The sequence below is a fragment of the Streptomyces sp. NBC_01476 genome (assembly GCF_036227265.1).
Lineage (GTDB): Bacteria > Actinomycetota > Actinomycetes > Streptomycetales > Streptomycetaceae > Actinacidiphila.
In genome coordinates, this window is record NZ_CP109446.1 from 7,796,016 (window position 1) to 7,810,794 (window position 14,779).

The 14,779-nt window shown below is 74.2% G+C and carries 16 protein-coding genes; 11 read left to right on the forward strand and 5 right to left on the reverse strand.

Features of this window, described 5'->3' with window-relative positions:
- Nucleotides 1-20: 20 nt before the first annotated feature.
- Both OG552_RS33775 and OG552_RS33780 read left to right on the forward strand, forming a co-directional pair.
- Nucleotides 21-464: a MarR family winged helix-turn-helix transcriptional regulator gene (locus OG552_RS33775; protein ID WP_329139553.1), complete on the forward strand. Its 444-nt coding sequence runs from the start codon at nt 21-23 to the stop codon at nt 462-464.
- 57 nt (nt 465-521) lie between these two features.
- Nucleotides 522-1,442 (forward strand): NADP-dependent oxidoreductase, encoded by a 921-nt coding sequence (locus OG552_RS33780; protein ID WP_329139555.1) that lies wholly within the window; start codon nt 522-524, stop codon nt 1,440-1,442.
- Between the two features lie 79 nt (nt 1,443-1,521).
- Here the strand turns inward: OG552_RS33780 and OG552_RS33785 are convergent, their stop codons facing one another.
- A complete protein-coding gene (locus OG552_RS33785; RefSeq protein WP_329139557.1) occupies nt 1,522-2,799 on the reverse strand; it encodes an MFS transporter in 1,278 nt (425 codons plus the stop codon).
- Between the two features lie 95 nt (nt 2,800-2,894).
- On the opposite strand from OG552_RS33785, the gene OG552_RS33790 reads away from it, so the two are divergent.
- The 3 genes from OG552_RS33790 to OG552_RS33800 all read left to right on the forward strand — a co-directional run bounded on the left by OG552_RS33790 (nt 2,895) and on the right by OG552_RS33800 (nt 4,608).
- Nucleotides 2,895-3,863 (forward strand): LysR family transcriptional regulator, encoded by a 969-nt coding sequence (locus OG552_RS33790; RefSeq protein ID WP_329139559.1) that lies wholly within the window; start codon nt 2,895-2,897, stop codon nt 3,861-3,863.
- A gap of 110 nt (nt 3,864-3,973) precedes the next feature.
- Nucleotides 3,974-4,402, forward strand: coding sequence for a hypothetical protein (locus tag OG552_RS33795; protein ID WP_329139561.1), 429 nt, complete (start codon nt 3,974-3,976; stop codon nt 4,400-4,402).
- The gene (locus OG552_RS33800; RefSeq protein ID WP_329139563.1) at nt 4,399-4,608 is read left to right on the forward strand and encodes a hypothetical protein; all 210 of its coding nucleotides are present in this window, start codon (nt 4,399-4,401) and stop codon (nt 4,606-4,608) included. Before OG552_RS33795 ends, OG552_RS33800 begins: the two co-directional genes overlap by 4 nt.
- Nucleotides 4,609-4,630: 22 nt before the next feature.
- Here OG552_RS33800 and OG552_RS33805 read toward each other — a convergent pair whose 3' ends face one another.
- Nucleotides 4,631-6,439 (reverse strand): bifunctional 3'-5' exonuclease/DNA polymerase, encoded by a 1,809-nt coding sequence (locus OG552_RS33805; protein WP_443071226.1) that lies wholly within the window; start codon nt 6,437-6,439, stop codon nt 4,631-4,633.
- 138 nt (nt 6,440-6,577) lie between these two features.
- Nucleotides 6,578-6,949: a thioredoxin gene (gene trxA, locus OG552_RS33810; protein WP_329139567.1), complete on the reverse strand. Its 372-nt coding sequence runs from the start codon at nt 6,947-6,949 to the stop codon at nt 6,578-6,580.
- A 123-nt stretch (nt 6,950-7,072) separates the two neighbouring features.
- Here trxA and OG552_RS33815 point away from each other — a divergent pair, with 123 nt between their 5' ends.
- Nucleotides 7,073-7,297 (forward strand): hypothetical protein, encoded by a 225-nt coding sequence (locus OG552_RS33815; RefSeq protein WP_329139569.1) that lies wholly within the window; start codon nt 7,073-7,075, stop codon nt 7,295-7,297.
- A 21-nt stretch (nt 7,298-7,318) separates the two neighbouring features.
- Here the strand turns inward: OG552_RS33815 and OG552_RS33820 are convergent, their stop codons facing one another.
- Entirely contained in the window at nt 7,319-8,608 is a 1,290-nt protein-coding gene (locus OG552_RS33820) for a citrate/2-methylcitrate synthase (RefSeq protein ID WP_329139571.1), read from the reverse strand.
- A 107-nt stretch (nt 8,609-8,715) separates the two neighbouring features.
- On the opposite strand from OG552_RS33820, the gene OG552_RS33825 reads away from it, so the two are divergent.
- The 5 genes from OG552_RS33825 (at nt 8,716) to OG552_RS33845 (ending at nt 13,123) form a co-directional block, all read left to right on the forward strand.
- Complete coding sequence (locus OG552_RS33825; protein ID WP_329139573.1) at nt 8,716-9,876, forward strand: citrate synthase/methylcitrate synthase; 1,161 nt, start codon at nt 8,716-8,718, stop codon at nt 9,874-9,876.
- Between the two features lie 95 nt (nt 9,877-9,971).
- Entirely contained in the window at nt 9,972-10,925 is a 954-nt protein-coding gene (locus OG552_RS33830) for a quinone oxidoreductase family protein (protein WP_329139575.1), read from the forward strand.
- Nucleotides 10,926-11,154: 229 nt separating this feature from the next.
- Nucleotides 11,155-12,054 (forward strand): zinc metalloprotease HtpX, encoded by a 900-nt coding sequence (gene htpX, locus OG552_RS33835; protein ID WP_329139577.1) that lies wholly within the window; start codon nt 11,155-11,157, stop codon nt 12,052-12,054.
- Nucleotides 12,054-12,605 carry a PspA-associated protein PspAB gene (pspAB, locus tag OG552_RS33840; protein ID WP_329139579.1) on the forward strand — a complete coding sequence of 184 codons (552 nt, stop codon included), beginning with the start codon at nt 12,054-12,056 and terminating at the stop codon, nt 12,603-12,605. Before htpX ends, pspAB begins: the two co-directional genes overlap by 1 nt.
- 74 nt (nt 12,606-12,679) lie before the next feature.
- Entirely contained in the window at nt 12,680-13,123 is a 444-nt protein-coding gene (locus OG552_RS33845) for a nitroreductase family deazaflavin-dependent oxidoreductase (protein ID WP_329139582.1), read from the forward strand.
- A gap of 41 nt (nt 13,124-13,164) precedes the next feature.
- Here OG552_RS33845 and OG552_RS33850 read toward each other — a convergent pair whose 3' ends face one another.
- Nucleotides 13,165-14,622 (reverse strand): hypothetical protein, encoded by a 1,458-nt coding sequence (locus tag OG552_RS33850; protein ID WP_329139584.1) that lies wholly within the window; start codon nt 14,620-14,622, stop codon nt 13,165-13,167.
- Between the last annotated feature and the right edge of the window lie 157 nt (nt 14,623-14,779).

Sequence of the window (14,779 nt, forward strand, 5' to 3'; positions counted from 1 at the left end):
TTCTGCTCATCGGAGGGTCCATGGACCTGCGGCGGCTGTTCGACGATCTCGTGCGCCTGGAGACCGACCTGTGGAGCGGGCTGGACGCGCGGCTGCGGCAGGAGTGCGGGGTGTCGATGGGCGGCCTGGACGTCCTGAACGTGGTGGCCCGCACACCCGGCTGCCGGGTGAACGAGATAGCCGCGGCCCTGTCCATCACGGTGGGCGGGGCGAGCCAGGCGGTGGACCGGATCGAGCGGCGCGGACAGCTCGCCCGGCGGCCCCACCCGGTGGACCGGCGGTCCTCCGTGGTGGAACTCACCGACGAGGGGCGGGCCGTGGTGGACAGCGCCGGACGGGTCTTCGACCAGGAGCTGGAGCGGTGGTTCCGGGGAACGCTCGGGGACGACGAGCTGCGGCAGCTGGGCGCCGCGCTCGCGGCGCTGCGCGGGGCAGGCACCCGGGGCGCGGCGGACGGCCGGTGACCGGCCACGGCGCGATCGGCGGAAACGTACGGGAACAGGCCGGACAAGGAGAACGTGATGACACGAGCGGTGCGGTTCGACAGGTACGGCGACCGGGATGTCCTCTACGTGGCTGAAGTGGCCACACCGGAACCGGCGGCCGGCGAAGTGGTGGTCGAGGTGAAGGCCGCCGGGATCAACCCCGGTGAGGCGGCGGTCAGGGCCGGGGCGATGCACGACAGGTACCCCGCGACCTTCCCGTCAGGGCAGGGCAGTGACCTGGCCGGCGTGGTCACCGCGGTCGGCGAGGGAGTGACCGAGTTCGGCGTCGGCGCGGAGGTGCTGGGCTTCTCCTTCGGGCGCTCCAGCCAGGCCACCCATGTGGCGGTGCCGGTGACGCAGCTGGTCCCCAAGCCGCCCCGGCTCGACTGGAAAGTGGCCGGCGCGCTGTATGTCGCCGGGTGCACCGCCTACGCGGCGGTCCGGGCGGTGGACCCCAAACCCGGCGAGACGGTGGCGGTGTCGGCCGCGGCCGGCGGTGTCGGGTCGATCGTGGTGCAACTCCTGGCGCTGCGCGGGGCCCGGGTGCTGGGCATCGCCTCGCCCGCCAATGACGCCTGGCTGACGGCCCACGGCGCGACCCCGGTGGCGTACGGCGACGGCCTCGGCGAACGCCTGACGGCTGCCGCGCCCGAGGGGATCGCCGCCTTCATCGACCTGTTCGGCCCGCAGTACGTCCGGCTCGCCGTCGAACTGGGCATCCCCAGGAACCGCATCGAGACGATCATCTCCTTCCAGGAAGCGCAGGAACTCGGCACCAAGGCCGAGGGCAGCCAGGACGCCTCCACCCGCGAGGTCCTCGCCGAGATGGCCGAACTGGCCGCCTCCGGCGCGATCGAGATGCCCATCGCCGGCACCTATCCGCTGGACCGGGTCGCCGACGCCTACGCCGAACTGGAACAGCGGCACACCCGCGGGAAGATCGTGCTCATCCCGTAGCGCACCGGACCCGGCGCCGTACGGAAACGGCCTGCGGGGGACACCGGCGGTCGGCCGCGGGGCCCGCGAAGACGCCGGCCTAGGACACGCCGGTGACCGCGCGGGCCGCGCGGCGCTGTGAGCCGGTTCGCAGCGCGGCCGGCGCGGCCAGTGCCGTGACGGCCAGGGCCAGCGCGGCCGTCGCCGCCCAGCCGGCCAGGTGGTAGGCCTGGGCGCCGAGCTGGCCGCCGACGCTGTTGCCGATGTAATAGGCCGTCAGATACAGCGCCGACGCCTGGGCGCGCCCGGTGGTCGCGGTACGGCTGACCGCGCCGGAGGCGACCGCGTGGCCGATGAAGAAGCCGCCGGTGACCAGCACCAGACCGGCGAGGATGGCATACAGCGACCCCGCGAGGGTGAGCAGCAGGCCCGCCGCGCACAAGGCCAGGGCGACCGAGAACGCCCCGCGGCGGCCGATCCGCGCGGTGAGGGCGCCCGAGGCCGCGGAGGTCCCGGTGCCGACCAGGTAGACCAGGAAGATCGCGCCGATCGCGGTCTGCGACAGGTGGTACGGCGCCCCGGTGAGCCGGTAGCCGAGCACCGTGTAGACCGCGCCGAAGACCGCCATGAAGAGCATGCCGACCGCGTACAGCCGCCGCAGACGCGGGTCGCCGAGGTGCGAGGTGACGGTGCGCCACAGGGCGGCGGGACGCAGCGGCCCCGGGACGAAGTGACGGGCCGGCGGGACGAGGACCCGGAAGACGGTGGCGCAGGCGAGGGCGGTCAGGCCGAGGACCAGCAGCGCGACGCGCCACCCGCAGGCCTGGGCGAGCGCGCCGCCCGCCACCCGGCTGCTCATGCCGCCGATGGAGTTGCCCGCCACATAGAGGCCGATCGCGGACGGAACGGCGGAGGGGTGGACTTCCTCGGCCAGGAACGCCATCGCGGTGGCCGGAAGGCCGGCGAGCGCGATGCCCTGGGCCGCGCGCAGGGCGACCAGCGTGCCGAGGTCCGGAGCGAGGGGCACCGCGAGGCCGAGCAGTGCCGCACCGAAGACGGCGGCAGTCATCACCGTGGTGCGACCGTACTTCTCACTGAGGGCGCTCATCGGCAGCAGCGCGACGGCCAGCGCCGCGGTCGTCGCCGACACCGTCAGGCTGGCCTGCGCAGGCGAGAGCCGCAGCCCGCTGGAGAGGGTCGGCAGCAGGGCCTGGGTCGAGTACAGCATCGCGAAGGTGGCAAGGCCGGCCGCGAAGAGCGCGAGGTTCGCCCGGCGGTAGGCGGCGGTGCCCGCCCGGAGCCGGTCGTCGGCGGCGGGGGCGGGCGGCCGGGCGTCCCCGTGCGAACGTGCGGCCGCCCCGGTGGCAGCGGGGTTCATGGCACCGACGCTAGAGCCGGCGCTTTCGATGCGTCCAATACGGGGAAGGTGCAGAATCGATCCACTGACGCATCAGCGCACCATGGAGGGCTTGCATGCCGCAGGAGAGCGAGGCAAATCCACTCGTGCGGACCGGCGTACCGGCCGCCGATCTGTCCGGCGGTGCCTGGGCGCCGCTGCTCGCCCCCCGGCTGGCCCAGTTCGTCGCCGTCGCCCGGCAGGAACACATGACCCGCGCCGCCGAACAGCTCGGGATGCCGCAGTCCACCCTCAGCCGGACCCTCGCCCGGCTGGAGGCCGACCTCGGGGTCACCCTCTTCGCCCGGCAGGGGCGGACCTTGCGGCTCACCCGGGCCGGCGCCACCTTTCGCGCCGCCGCCGAACGCGCCCTGGCCGACGTCGAACGCGCCGCGGAATCGGTCCGGCTCGACGCCGACCCCGACGCCGGCCGGGTGGCCTTCGGCTTCCTGCACACGCTCGGGCCGGAGACCGTACCCGCGCTGCTGCGCGCCTTCCGGGCCGAGCACCCGAGGGTGCGCTTCCAGCTCGTGCAGACCTACGGCGAGGCGATGGTGGAGCGGTTGCGGGCCGGTGACCTGGACCTGTGCCTGACCTCGCCGCTGCCGGACGAGACCGGCCTGGTGGTACGGCGGCTCGACGAGCAGCGGCTGCGGCTGGTGGTGCCCGCCGACCACCGGCTCGCGGGCCGCCGCAGGGTCCGGCTGGCGGAGGCCGCGGGCGAACCCTTCGTGACACTGGAACCCGGCTACGGCCTGCGCCACATCACCGACGCCCTGTGCGCCGAGGCCGGGTTCACCCCGCGGGTGGCCTTCGAGGGCGAAGAGGCCGAGACCCTGCGCGGCCTGGTCGCGGCCGGCCTGGGCGTCGCCCTGCTGCCGCAGCCGACGGTCGCCCGGCCCGGAGTGGTCGAACTGGACGTCACCGGCGTCCGGGCGGTCCGGGAGATCGGCGTCGCCTGGCCGGCCGGTCAGCGCGACACCCCGCCGGTCGCCGCCTTCAAACGCTTCCTGCTCGGCCGCGAGGGCCGTCTGCTGCCGCGCTGAACCCGGCAGCGGGCGCTCCGCCGCGACCCACAGAGTTTCCACAAAGACCCTTCCTACGCTCCGGCCCGGCGGGCGCTCCACCGCGCCTGCCGACCCGGAGGAGGAGAACCATGCGCACCACCCGAAGCGCGGTCGCGGTGACCGCGGCCGTCGCCGCCGCACTGCTCGGTGCCGCCGGCGCGGCTGCCGCCGACACCCCTGCGCCCAACACCCCCACGCCCGGTGCGACCACGCCCGGCGAGGCCACCGCCAAGGCGCCCGCCGGCGACGGCGCCGCAGCGCTCTGCACACGGCTGCCGAAGGTCGACGCCCGCATCGACCGGGCTCTGAGGCGCCTCAACGGCCCCGCGACCGTGCGGGGTTCGGTGGCCCGGCTGCAGAAGCGGGTCGACAACGCCACGGCGAAGGGGGACACCGCGGTCGAGAAGTACCTCAACGACAAGCTGACCTTCCGCAAGTCGCTGGTCCCGACGCTGAATCAGCGCAGCGCCGACCTCGACGCCGTGCGCACCTGGTGCGGAACGGCGGACGCCACGTGACCCGCGCGGCACGGCTGCCGGCGGCAGCCGCCACCGCCGCACTGACGGTGGCCCTGCTGGCCGGCTGCGGCCGGCACCACACACCGGCCGCGGGCACCCCGAGCCCGGCCGGCTCCGCGTCCCGGCTCGCCGACATGCGCAAGCTGGTGGACGACGCCGACGCGGCGGCGGCCACCGCGGACGCGGACGCCGCCGGCGACAAGTGACGCCGGCGGCCCAGGAGCCGGGCTACTTGGCGTCCTGGTAGCACTCCACGGTGTGCGTGTGCAGCGGGAACGGCACCGGTGTGGTGCCGAAGACCAGGCGGCGGGCCTCCTCGCCCGCCGCCGTCACCGCCGCCTCGACCTCCGCGGCGAGCGGGGTGGGCGTATGCACGATCACCTCGTCGTGCTGGAAGAAGACCAGCCGGGGCTGCGGGCCGATCGCGGTCAGCCGCCGCCGCAGCGACGCCAGCATGGCGAGCGCCCAGTCCGAAGCGCTCGCCTGGATCACGAAGTTACGGGTGAAGCGCCCCCAGGAGCGGGCCGCCTGCCGGCCGCGGGAGGCGCTGCCGGCACCGTCACCACCGTCGGCTCCGTCGGCTCCGTCGGCTCCGTCGGCTCCGTCGTCGGGGTCGTCGGCGAAACGGTCGGCGGAGGGCGCGGGCGAGGTACGGCCCAGTTGCGAGCGGACGACGCCGCCCGCCTCTCCGGTGCGGGCCGCGGTCTCCAGCAGCGCCAGCGCGTCCGGGAAACGGCGCCGCATCACCGCGAGCTGCCGCCCCGCCTCACCCCCGGTGCCGCCGTACATCGCGGCGAGCAGGCCGATCTTGGCCCGCGGCCGGTCACCGCCGAAGGCGTCCGAGGCCAGCGCCGCGTACAGGTCGCCGGCCGTCGCGGCCCGGGTGAGGCCGGCGTCGCCGGACATCGCGGCCAGCACCCGCGGCTCCAGCTGGCCGGCGTCGGCCACCACCAGCCGGTGTCCCGGGTCGGCGACCACCGCGCCCCGCAGCAGCCGGGGGATCTGCAGCGCGCCGCCGCCGCGGGTGGCCCAGCGGCCGGTGACCACGCCGCCGGCCACGTACTCCGGCCGGAAACGGCCGCCGGGCGCCCACCGCTCGCGCCAGGCCCAGCCATGGGCGACATGGATCCGGGAGAGTTCCTTGTAGCGCAGCAGCAGGGCGGCGGCCGGGTGTCCGGTCTGCTGGAGTTCGTGCGAGCGGGTGCTGGTGAGCTGGACGCCGACCCGGGCGAACGCGGGCAGCACCTGGGCCGGGGAGTCGGGGTTCACCTGCTGTCCCAGCGCCTGCTGGACCTGGGCCGCGAGGTCGTTGAGAAGGGCGGGCCGGGCGCCGCCGGCCGGGCGCGGGCCGAGCAGACCGGTGAGCAGTTCGTCGTGTGCGGCGGCGCTCCACGGCAGGCCGTCGCGGCCCATCTCCACCGCGGCCAGCGCTCCCGCGGACTCCGCGGCGGCCAGCAGCCGCATCCGGTCCGGGTGTTCGCCGGCCGCGATCCGGCGGAGCTGGCCGGCGTGCACGGCGAGCAGAGCCGTCAGCGGGTCGGTGTCCTGCGGCAGATGCTGCCGGTCGGCGGCGAAGAGGACCGGCTGGTCGTCCGCGCCGGACTCCGGCGCGTCGGGCGGCTCCGGCAGCTCGTTCAGCCGGGCCCACGCCGCGCCCAGGGACCGGGGCCGCCCGTGCCGTCCCTCCTGGCCGAGCAGCAGCGACTCCACCAGCTTGACGTCGTGGCACCGCGCGACCCGGATCCCGCCGCGGTCCAGCAGCCCCGGGTAGATCTCGTCGGTCGCCGCCCACACCCACCGCGGGCCCTGGGCCGCTTCCCTGGCGGCGACCGCGCCGGCCAGGTCCCGCACCACCTCGACCGGGGCGGCGGCTTCCCCGGTCTCCCGGACAGCCTGGAGCCGGCCTCCGCTCCCCACGGGATCGGCCACTACGGCGACGGTTCCGGTACCCACCAGCTGAGGGTATGCGTGACCACTGACAATGCCGGTGCCGGTGCCGGCGAAGGTGCCCCCTGACGGGCGAAGGGCCGAGAACATCACGCGGGGCAAGCACAAGCGGTGCCGGACCGGCCGCATGTGGCTGCGTCCGGCCCGGCACCGCCGGGATTCGGTGATGGGGTCAAGCCGCCGCGGACCGGGATCCGGTGGGCGCCGGGCTCCGCGGTCCGAGCGGGGTCACTCGGCCTGCTGCTGAGCCTCCGCCACGGACTTGTGGACCTCTTCCATGTCCAGCCCACGGGCCTGGGCGATGATGTCCTCCAGGGCGGGCTCGGGGAGCGCGCCGGGCTGGGCGAAGACCGCCACATTGTCGCGGACGATCATCAGCGTCGGGATCGACTGGATCTGGAAGGCCGCGGCCAGCTCCGGCTGTGCCTCCGTGTCGACCTTCGCGAAGACCAGGTCCTGGTGCTTGTCCGACGACTTGTCGTAGACAGGCGCGAACATCTTGCACGGCCCGCACCAGTCGGCCCAGAAGTCGATGAGGACGAAGTCGTTGGATGACACGACCTCGTCGAAGTTCTCCTTGGTCAGCTCCACAGTGCTCATGTCCCCCCCAACGAGCACCACCGCGCGGAAATTCCGCTCCTTCCCGCACCGCCGGTTCACTCATCAGAGTGGTGCCGAGCGGCCACCCGGTGGCATGCCGGCGGTCATCTCGTTGGTCGGCACATGGCAGCAACGCAGTGGATCGCACAAGACGACTGCTCCGGCGACGCGGACCCTGTCCGCCCATGGCGGACCGCCCGTGGGGGAACGGTTCTGCAGAGCCGCGACGCCCCCGTCTTCGCCGCGCTGGTGGACCAGTGGCAGTCGGCCGGCCGGATGGTGCCCGGCCAGGCCGACACCGAGTGGGCCGAACTGGTCGGCCGCATCCCCCGCCTCACCGGCGTCTGACCGCGGGGCCCGTCCGCCGTCTCACGGCAGCGGCCGGCCCGGGCGCGGGCCGTCGTACGAACCGTCCGGCCGCATCCGCAGCGGCCGCTCCCCGTACTCCTCCAGCGCGTGCGCGATCCAGCCGGCCGTACGCGCCACCGCGAACACCGTCTCGCCGGCCTGGACCGGCATTCCGGAGGACGCCGAGAGCACACCCAGGGCCAGATCGACATTGGCGTGCAGCGGGCTGTGCCGGGCGGCGGTCGCCACCACGTCGCGGGCCGCGGCCAGTGCCCCGGCCGCGGCCGGCACCTGGTCCAGCAGCGTGAACAGCAGCCGGGCCCGGGGGTCCTCACCCTGGTAATGGCGGTGGCCGAGACCCGGGATCCGCTGCCCTGCCCGCAGGTACTCCGCCACCACCGGACCGGCGCTGCCCCGCTCCAGCACCTCCACCAGCATCCGGTGGGCCAGTGCGCTGGCCTGCCCGTGCAGCGGCCCGTCGAGCGCGCCGAGCCCCGCCGACACCACCGCGTAGGGGTTGGCCCGGGCGGAGGCGGCGACCCGCGCGGCCAGCGTGGAGGCAGCCAGATCGTGGTCGATGAGCAGGACCAGGCCCGCGTCCAGCACCCGCAGCGACGCCTCGTCGGACGGCCGCGCGGTGAGCCGGGACCACAGCCGCCGGGCCAGCGGGCCGCCGGCGCGCTGCGGCTGCCCGGCCGGCGGCAGCGCGTCGACCAGCGTCGGGATCAGCGCGCGGGCCGAGCCGAGCACCGCCTCCTGCGACAGGTCGAAGCGCAGCGGGTCGGCGGTGGCCGCCGCGATCACCGCGACCCGCAGCCGGTCCACCGGCCCGCAGTCGGCGGGCAGGGAAGCGGCCGTCCGCCGTGCGGCGGCCAGCGGCTGCGGGGGAGCGGTGAAGCGCACCCCGCGCCGCAGCACCCCCGTCCACAGCCACTCGGCGACCTCCTCGAAGGAGTACGCCCCGGCCAGCGCGACCGCGTCCACCCCGCGGAAGTAGTAGCGGTCGGTGTCGATCAGCGTGATCCCGGTGCGCACCTGCGCCCAGCCGTCGGCGGTCCCGCCGCTCGGACCACCGGCGGACTCCGGCGGCGCCGGCCGGCCGCGGCGGGCCAGCGCCTCGACCTCGGCCGGATCGAAGGTGCTGCCCCGGCCGCCCACTGCCCGCCTGCTGCCGAGCAGGCCGCGGCTGACGTACGCGTACAGCGTCTCCGGCTTGACGCCGAGCCGCCCGGCCGCCTCCCGCGTGGAGATCCGGCCGTCGTCGCCGCGGTCCGCACCCGTGCCGGCCAGGTCCGCCGATCCCTCCGTCATGCGCTCACCGTACCGGGATCCGCAGCCGCATACACATTGATTCAATCAACATTGACAGCCACTCAATCAATCATGGACAGTCAAGTCAATAGTCAAGGAGGAAGACGATGCCGACCACTGAACACAACGCCCCCGTCGACGTACCCCGAGGTCTCAAGGGCGTGATCGTCACCGACACGGTGCTCGGCGACGTCCGCGGCGCCGAGGGTTTCTACCACTACCGGGAGTTCTCCGCCGTCGAGCTGGCGGAGCAGCGCACCTTCGAGGACGTCTGGCATCTGATGTTTCACGGCACGCTGCCCGACGCCGCGCGGCGCGCCGCCTTCACCGCCGAGACCGCCGCGCTGCGCCGGCTGCCGGCCGAGGTGCGCGACGCGCTGCCCGCCATGGCCCGCGGCTGCGCGCTCTCCGGGCCGCTCGCCGGGCTGCGGACCGCCCTGTCGCTGACCGGCGCCGCCGCCGGATTCCGCCCGCTGTACGACCTCGGCCCCGAGCGCCGCCGTGCCGACGCGCTGGCCGCCTGCGCCGTCGTCCCCACCCTGCTCACCGCCCTCCACCGGCTCGGACAGGGCCTCGACCCGGTCGAGCCGCGCGAGGACCTGCCGTACGCGGCGAACTACCTCTACATGCTCACCGGGCAGGAGCCGGAGCCGGCCAGGGCGCGGGCGGTCGAGAGCTATCTGATCTCCACCGTCGACCACGGCTTCAACGCCTCGACCTTCACCGCCCGGGTGATCGCCTCCACCGGCGCCGACCTGGCCGCCTGTCTGGTCGGCGCCATCGGCGCGCTCTCCGGGCCGCTGCACGGCGGCGCCCCGAGCCGCGCGCTGGACACCCTCGACGCCATCGGCGCCCCGGACCGGATCGACGGCTGGCTGCGCGAGCACATCCTGGCGGGCGACCGGATCATGGGCTTCGGCCACCCCGTCTACCGCACCGAGGACCCGCGCTCCCGGCTGCTCAAGCGCATCGCCCGCGGTTTCGGCGGCGACCTGGTGGACTTCGCGGTGCGGGTCGAGGAGCGCGCCGAAGCGATACTCGCGGAGCTCAAGCCGGGCCGCGACCTCCACATCAACGTGGAGTTCTTCGCCGGAGTGGTGATGGAGCTGTGCGGGCTGCCGCGGGAGATGTTCACACCCACCTTCGCCGCGGCCCGGGTGGTCGGCTGGAGCGCCAACATCCTGGAGCAGGCCGAGGACAGCAAGATCATCCGGCCGGCCGCCCGCTATGTCGGCCCGCCGCCGGCGCGGCCGCTCCCGGTCGGCTGAGCGCAGGGGCGTGCGTCGCATACCGACCAGTCGGTAGTCTCTGGGGAGCGTTCCTACCGGCCGGTAGGACCCCGGCCCCGACGGAGGAGTCCCCTGTGCGTGCCATCCAGATCACCGAGTTCGGCGGCCCCGAGGTGCTGCGGCAGGTCGAACTGCCCGATCCGGTGGCCGGCCCCGGCCAGATGGTCATCGCGGTCGACAGCGCGGGCCTCAACTACGCCGACACCCACACCGTGGAGAACTCCTACCTCTCCCGCGCGGCGCTGCCGATGGTGCCCGGCGCCGAGGTGGTCGGCCGTACCCCGGACGGCCGCCGGGTCGTCGCGCTCACCGACAACGGCGGCTACGCGGAGCGGGCGGTCGTCCAGGAGCGGCTGGCGCACGAGGTGCCCGACGACGTCACCGACGCGCAGGCGCTGGCGGTGGTCGTCCAGGGCCTCACCGCCTGGCACCTGCTGCGGACCTCCGCCCGGCTCGCCGAGGGCGAGAGCGTGGTGGTGCACGCGGCGGCCGGCGGCACCGGATCGCTGGCCGTCCAGCTCGCCAGGACCTTCGGCGCCGGGCGGGTGATCGCCACCGCCTCCACCAAGGACAAGCGCGACCTGGCGCTGGAACTCGGCGCCGACGTGGCGGTCGACGGTGCTTCCGACGGGCTCAAGGAACGGCTGATCGAGGCGAACGGCGGGCGGAAGGTGGACGTGGTGCTGGAGATGACCGGCGGTCCGGTCTTCGACGCCTCGCTCGCCGCGCTCGCGGCCTTCGGCCGGCTGGTCACCTACGGCATGGCCTCCCGGGTCCCGGCCACCCCGGTGCGGCCCGCGCAGCTGATGGGCCGCTCCCGCGCGGTGGTCGGCTTCTGGCTCGCGCACTGCCTGGGGCGCCCCGGGATGTACCGCGAGCCGATAGCCGAACTCCTCACCATGGTCGCGGCCGGCCGGCTCAGGCCCCAGCTCGGCGGAATCTACCCGCTCTCCGAAGCGTCCCGCGCTCATGAGGACCTGCGCGCGCGGCGCACGGTCGGCAAGCTGGTGCTCGACGTACGCAGCTGACCGTGTCACGTGTGACAATTCATGCAATCAGTGCATATCTGTGCATGTCGCCGAGGTGGGCCGGCCGGGGAATCGTAAAGCTCCGGTAAGCCACCCGAAGTGCGGAACGGTTCGGGGTGTGCTGGTCGTTGCAACCATGGGTAGATACGACCCACGGGCTGTACCAACCCCACGGAGTATGTCGGGCCGCGGCCTTGCGACCCGCGCCCCGCACGACTCGGGAGGGGCCATGAACCGCAACCGCTTCGCGGCGGATCGAGGACTGACGACACGCATGGTCGTCACGATGTTCCTGATCGGGCTGCTCTATGTCGTCTTCGTCGGCGCACTGCTCGTCCTGCTGAACAGCGCCTGGCCGCTGATCCTGATCATCGCCGCCGTGCTGTTCATTGCACAGTTCTGGTTCAGCGACAAGATCGCCGCCTTCAGCATGGGTGCCCATGAGGTGACCCCCGAGCAGGCACCCGAACTGCACGGTGTCGTCGACCGGATCTGCGCGCTCGGCGACCTGCCGAAGCCCAGGGTCGCCATCGCCGACTCCGATGTGCCCAACGCCTTCGCCACCGGCCGCAACCAGAAGAACACCATGGTCTGCGCCACCACCGGCCTGCTGCGCCGGCTGGAGCCCGACGAGCTGGAAGGCGTCATCGCCCATGAGCTCTCGCACGTCGCGCACAGGGACGTGGCCGTGATGACGATCGCCTCCTTCCTCGGCATCCTGGCCGGCGTGGTCACCCGGATCGGGCTGTGGGGCGGCTTCCGCCGGGCCCGCGACCCCGGCACCGCCGCTCTCGCGGTGCTCGTCCCGCTGGTCGCCGCGGTCGTCTACGTGATCAGCTTCCTGCTCACCCGGATGCTGTCGCGCTACCGCGAGCTGTCCGCCGACCGCAGCGCCGCGCTGCTCACCGGCCGCCCCTCCTCCCTCGCCTCGGCGCTCACCAAGGTCAGCGGCCAGATCGCCGCCATCCCGACCAAGGACCTGCGCAAGGTCGAGCCGTTCAACGCCTTCTTCTTCGCCCCCGCGCTGACCAACGGCGCCTCCCTCGGCCGGCTCTTCGCCACCCACCCCACAATCGAACAGCGCCTGGCCCAGCTCGGCAGGATCACCCTCGAACTGGACCGCCGCTGATGGGCCTGCTGGATGTGCTGCTGGGGCGGACCAGACCGGTCCGCCCCGACCTCGACCAGCTCTTCGGCCTCAGCTCCGCGGCGATCACGCTGCGGGCGGCGAGCGAACTGCGGCCCACCGGGCTGGGCTCGGTCTGCTTCGCCGCCGTCGAAGGGGGCGCCTTCGCCGAGATGCAGCAGGACCTGCGCGCACTGGTGCCGGTGGAGACGTCCCAGGACACGTACGGCTACACCTGGCTGCTGACCCGGCACGACCCGGAGGCGGTCACCGACCTCGTCACCGATCTGCACGCGATCAACTCCGCACTGGAGGAACGCGGCTTCGGCCCGCAGCTGCTCTGCTCGCTGGTCGGCTTCAAGGACCCGGCCGGCCGCTCACTGGCGCTGGTCTATCTCTACAAGCGCGGCTCCTTCTACCCGTTCGCGCCGCTGCCGGGCGAGAAGCGGGACAGCGCGCTGGAACTGCAGATCAAGGCGCTGGTCGTCAACGACCTGCGCCTGGAGAACGATCTGTCCCGCTGGTTCCCGGTCTGGGGCGCACCGGGGTTGTGAGCTGCCCCGATGCGGGCGGATGACCTTACAGTGGTGATCACCACCACGTGAGACCGCGCCCCGGAGGCACCCGCATGACCACCGCATACGACCCGGCCACCGTGAAGATCAGCCCCTCCAGCTGGGTGGCAGAACAGGCCACCCGCTACGAGGAGTCGGACGGCACCGAGGCCACCGACCTGAACGGTTCGCCCTGCCTGCTGCTTGACTACCTCGGCCGCCGCAGCGGCGACTGGCTCCGCACCGTGCTGATCTACGGCCGCGACGGCGACGACTACCTGATCGTCGCGTCCAAGGGCGGCGCACCCGAGCACCCCCAGTGGTTCCTCAGCCTCCAGGAGAACCCCGAGGTGCATCTGCGGGTGCTGGGCGAGCGGTTCACCGCCCGCGCCGAGGTGCTCCCGCCCGAGGAGAAGGCCCGGGTCTGGCCGCACCTGCTGGAGGTGTACCCGCCCTACGCGGAGTACCAGGAAAAGACCGACCGGGACATTCCGGTGATCAGACTGCGCCGGGTCTGAGCCGGCGGCCGGTGACACCGCACCGTCCGCGTTCCGCGGTGTCAGGGGCGGAGATCGAGGTGCGGCTTGAGGGCGTCGAGCGCGGCGGCCAGCCGCGGGGAGCCGCACTGCCGGGAGAGCCGGGCGGCCTCCCGGCCGAGCACCCGCGCGCCGTCGATGTCGTCGGTCACCGCCCGGGCCTCGGCGGCCCGTGCGGCATAGAGGCTGCGGTCCCGCAGGAAGGTCGGAGACTGTGTCGCCAGCGCCCGCTCCAGCAGTGGCCTGGCCTCTGCGGGCTGCCCGAGGTCGAGCAGCGACTGCCCGTTCTGGGCGGCGAGTTCGGCGCCGTCGAACCAGTACAGCCACTGCGGTGCCTCGTCCCGGCCGGCCGCTTCGAGGCGGCGTTCTGCCTCAGCCGCGGCCCGCCGGAAGCCCCCGTCGGAGCCGACGGCGGCCTCCGCCCGGGCCAGCCGGCTGGCGGCCAGCGCCCGTACCAGCGGGGGAGTACCGCCGGCCGCCCGGACGGCGGCCTCCGCCGCGGCCACCGCGTCCTGCGGGCGGCCCGCGATCACCGCGTGCAGCGCGAGGCCGCTCCACAAGGAGACCGCCATGCCGCGGTCGCCCGCGGTGTGGGCCAGTCGCAGCCCGGTCAGATAGTGCCGCTGCGCGGCGCTGTGGCGCCCGGTGTCGGTGGCCGCCCAGCCGCCGAGCTGCGCCAGGTCGGCGGCCACCCCCAGCAGCCGGGCCCGGGTGGCGGGCGGCTGCGTACCGCGGGTCAACAGCCCGTGCACCAGGCGCAGATCGGCCTCCACCCGCTGCCGTACGGCGCCGCCGCCCAGCCGGTCGTCCAGTTGCCGCAGGCCGAGCACGCCCGCTTCGAGCCACGCGACGACCGGGCCGTCGACCACCTCCGGGGAGTTCCCCCGCTCCCACGCCGGCCCGGCGCTCTGCGCCGGCACCCGCCCGGCGGCGCGGCCGCGGGAGGTCTCGGGGCGACCCGGCGCCGGCGCACCGGGCGGCCGAACCGCCGACGTCCGCGCGCCCGCAGCCGTGTCGGCGTCGGCGGCCGGCGCCGCCTGCGACACCGCCGCGTCCCAGTCGGCTATCGCGTCCCGCAGCCCCGTCCCGTCGGTGATCGGGAAGCCGCGCGGATCCGAACCGCCGTCGTCCACCAGGGCGGTGAGCGCGTCGAGGCTGCCCCCGGCGGTCCAGGGCAGACCGTCCGGCATACCGCCGTGCGCCGGCAGCCAGCGTGGCCAGGGGCGCAACTCCAGCTCCCTGGGCGGGATGCCGAGCGCCCGGGCCAGCGCCCGCTGGCTGTCGGCCTCCGGCACCACCCCCCAGTGCTCCCACCGCCAGACTTTCTCCCGGCGGGCCGCCATCGGCACCCCGAGGGCCCTGGCGTGGTCGGCGATCACCCGCGCCAGGTCCTGGTAGCTCCAGCCATGTCTTCGCCGCACATAGGCGAGCGGGTGCGCGGACGCGGCGGAGCCTTCCGCTGCCACGTTGCTGCCGTCCATTCCGTCCGGTCCCCCCTGCACGGCGCCCCACACGCCCTGCCGTCGCACGCCCGTGCTGCCCCGCTTGCCTGCGATCAGGCTTTCGCTTATCAGCGATCCTGCCCTGCGCGCCAACCCGGCAGCGCGCCACCAGTGCCTGTTCGCGTTCCAAACCCCG